Below are 1,834 nucleotides of genomic sequence, written 5' to 3' on the forward strand. Positions count from 1 at the left end.
GGGTATTTACGGGGTGCTGCCATGGTGCTGGTGGTTCTCCTTCGCCAGGACCGTAACCCTGGCATCAGGGACTCCACAAATCTCAGTACAGCTCATCTACTATGCGTAAGGCTGCCCTGGCGAGTGCTCTTGCTTTGGGGGTGGGGATGCTCGCCATCCCACAGGCTCAGGCCGCGACTCCGGGGGAACAGGGCTGCCCGCCGGATGTCTGGAACAAGGTCGTGCGGATCAAGTCCGGCTACGAGCCGATCGGCAACACCGCGGGCAAGCGGAACGGTTCATCTGCCACCTCGCGTCTGACGTACGCGATGTCGACAACGACATCGAAGGAGACCACGTGGAGCTCCGGCCTGACCGGCAGCACGTCCTGGGGGATCGCGAAGGTCGAGGCGACACTGTCGCGTGACATCACCGAGAAGACCGAGAAGGGCAGGACGGTCACCAACTGGATGGAGGTGCCGGGCGGCAAGTACGGCTACACCACGCCCAAGATCGAGCGGACCACGTACGTGATCGAGCGCTGGCAGGACACCGCGACCTGCGGCGCGAGGTTCCTCGGTAACGAGGGCACCCTGGGCGGGATCACCGTCTACCCGTTCTTCTCGGAGTGCATCGCCAGCAGCCCCTGCACGCCCAAGCCGTAACAGCCCACCGCCGGGGGCTGATTCCCGAGCTCAGCCCCCGGCGGTGTATCCGTCACACTTCCTTAAACCGCGTCAAGGAGCCGACATGGCAGCCACGCACCGCCCCACATACGCAACCCGCCCGTGGCAGTGGCTCGCTGCCGCCGCAGCCGGCGCCTTGATCCTGACCGGATGCGGTGCGGGCGAAGACCCCCAGACCGTGTCCGCGCGTGGCATTGTCCTCAACCTCGGGGGAAGAATCGGCATTCTTGACGGCATCGATGCCCCTGTGAAGATTGCTGCGGAGCGCCCCGCCGGAGCCGAACCGACCGAGGACGTCTTCACGCTCTCGGGGCAAAGCCAGCTTCCAACCGGGGAAATCGTAGGCGTGGACGACGGCGCCCTGGTCGCCATAGATCCCGCCAGCCCCGAGCGTGCTGTCGTCCTCGGGCCCGCTGTGGCCTGGTTCGCCTCGCACCAGCGTCACAATGCCTGGGCCGTCACCGAGGAGCCCGCACAGACAGCCTGCGCCGGCCAGGACCTGCCCGAATCGGTGACCGCGCGCTACACGGTAAGGCAGTACGCACTCTCGGGTCGGCCCGGCCCGGTGGGCTCTGCGCTCCCGTGCGGCATCAGGCCGCTAGCGGACGGAGGCCGCGGCATGATCGGGCTGCTCACCACGGCTGATGACTCCAGCCTCGGCAACGCGAAGAAGGCACGGACCGATGTGGTCCTCCTCGACCCCGGCACCCACCAGACATCGCGCACCCTGGCGAAGGACGTCACCATCGTCAGCGCCGGAGGGGCACGCGTGCTGTGGCGCCAGCCTGACTGCGGCAAGGCCGACTGCATCACTGTGTACGACACCACAGCCGGCAAGGGCCAGCCGCTGCCCGACTGCGACACCGGCGTACCGGCCGGCCGCGGAGTGGTCTCCGCTGACGGCCGCCGGTACGCCACTGCGCTTACCACGCAAGGGCACAACCACCTGGCAGTCCTCGACCTTGGCGAGGGCCGCTGCAAGGACCTGGGCCCGCAGGCAAGCCTGACCGGAACGGATCTGGACGGCCCGTTCAAGGCAGCCTGGTCCCAGGCCAACCTCCTCACCCTGGACACCGGGCCTTGACCCCGGATTTTGAACACGTCTATGCGGCTTGGGTCAGGGTAGTTGCAGCTGGCTGGAGGTCGTTCTCGTAGGCGATCGGGGACCG

Annotated in this window: 2 protein-coding genes; both read left to right on the forward strand. The window is 67.2% G+C overall.

Going from position 1 to position 1,834, the window contains the following annotated elements:
- The first annotated feature begins 101 nt into the window (after window positions 1–101).
- Entirely contained in the window at window positions 102–644 is a 543-nt protein-coding gene (locus ACFYMC_RS29700) for a hypothetical protein (RefSeq protein ID WP_388531241.1), read from the forward strand.
- An 85-nt stretch (window positions 645–729) separates the two neighbouring features.
- The gene (locus tag ACFYMC_RS29705) at window positions 730–1,749 is read left to right on the forward strand and encodes a hypothetical protein (protein WP_388531244.1); all 1,020 of its coding nucleotides are present in this window, start codon (window positions 730–732) and stop codon (window positions 1,747–1,749) included.
- The last annotated feature ends 85 nt before the right edge of the window (window positions 1,750–1,834 follow it).

Source organism: Streptomyces sp. NPDC006879, assembly GCF_042869595.1.
In the GTDB taxonomy this organism is placed as follows: domain Bacteria; phylum Actinomycetota; class Actinomycetes; order Streptomycetales; family Streptomycetaceae; genus Streptomyces.

What these genes read in the sequence shown, in the direction of transcription:
- ACFYMC_RS29700 (WP_388531241.1), top strand. Translation starts at nt 102, where the DNA reads ATGCGTAAGGCTGCCCTGGCGAGTGCTCTTGCTTTGGGGGTGGGGATG.
- ACFYMC_RS29705 (WP_388531244.1), top strand. Translation starts at nt 730, where the DNA reads ATGGCAGCCACGCACCGCCCCACATACGCAACCCGCCCGTGGCAGTGG.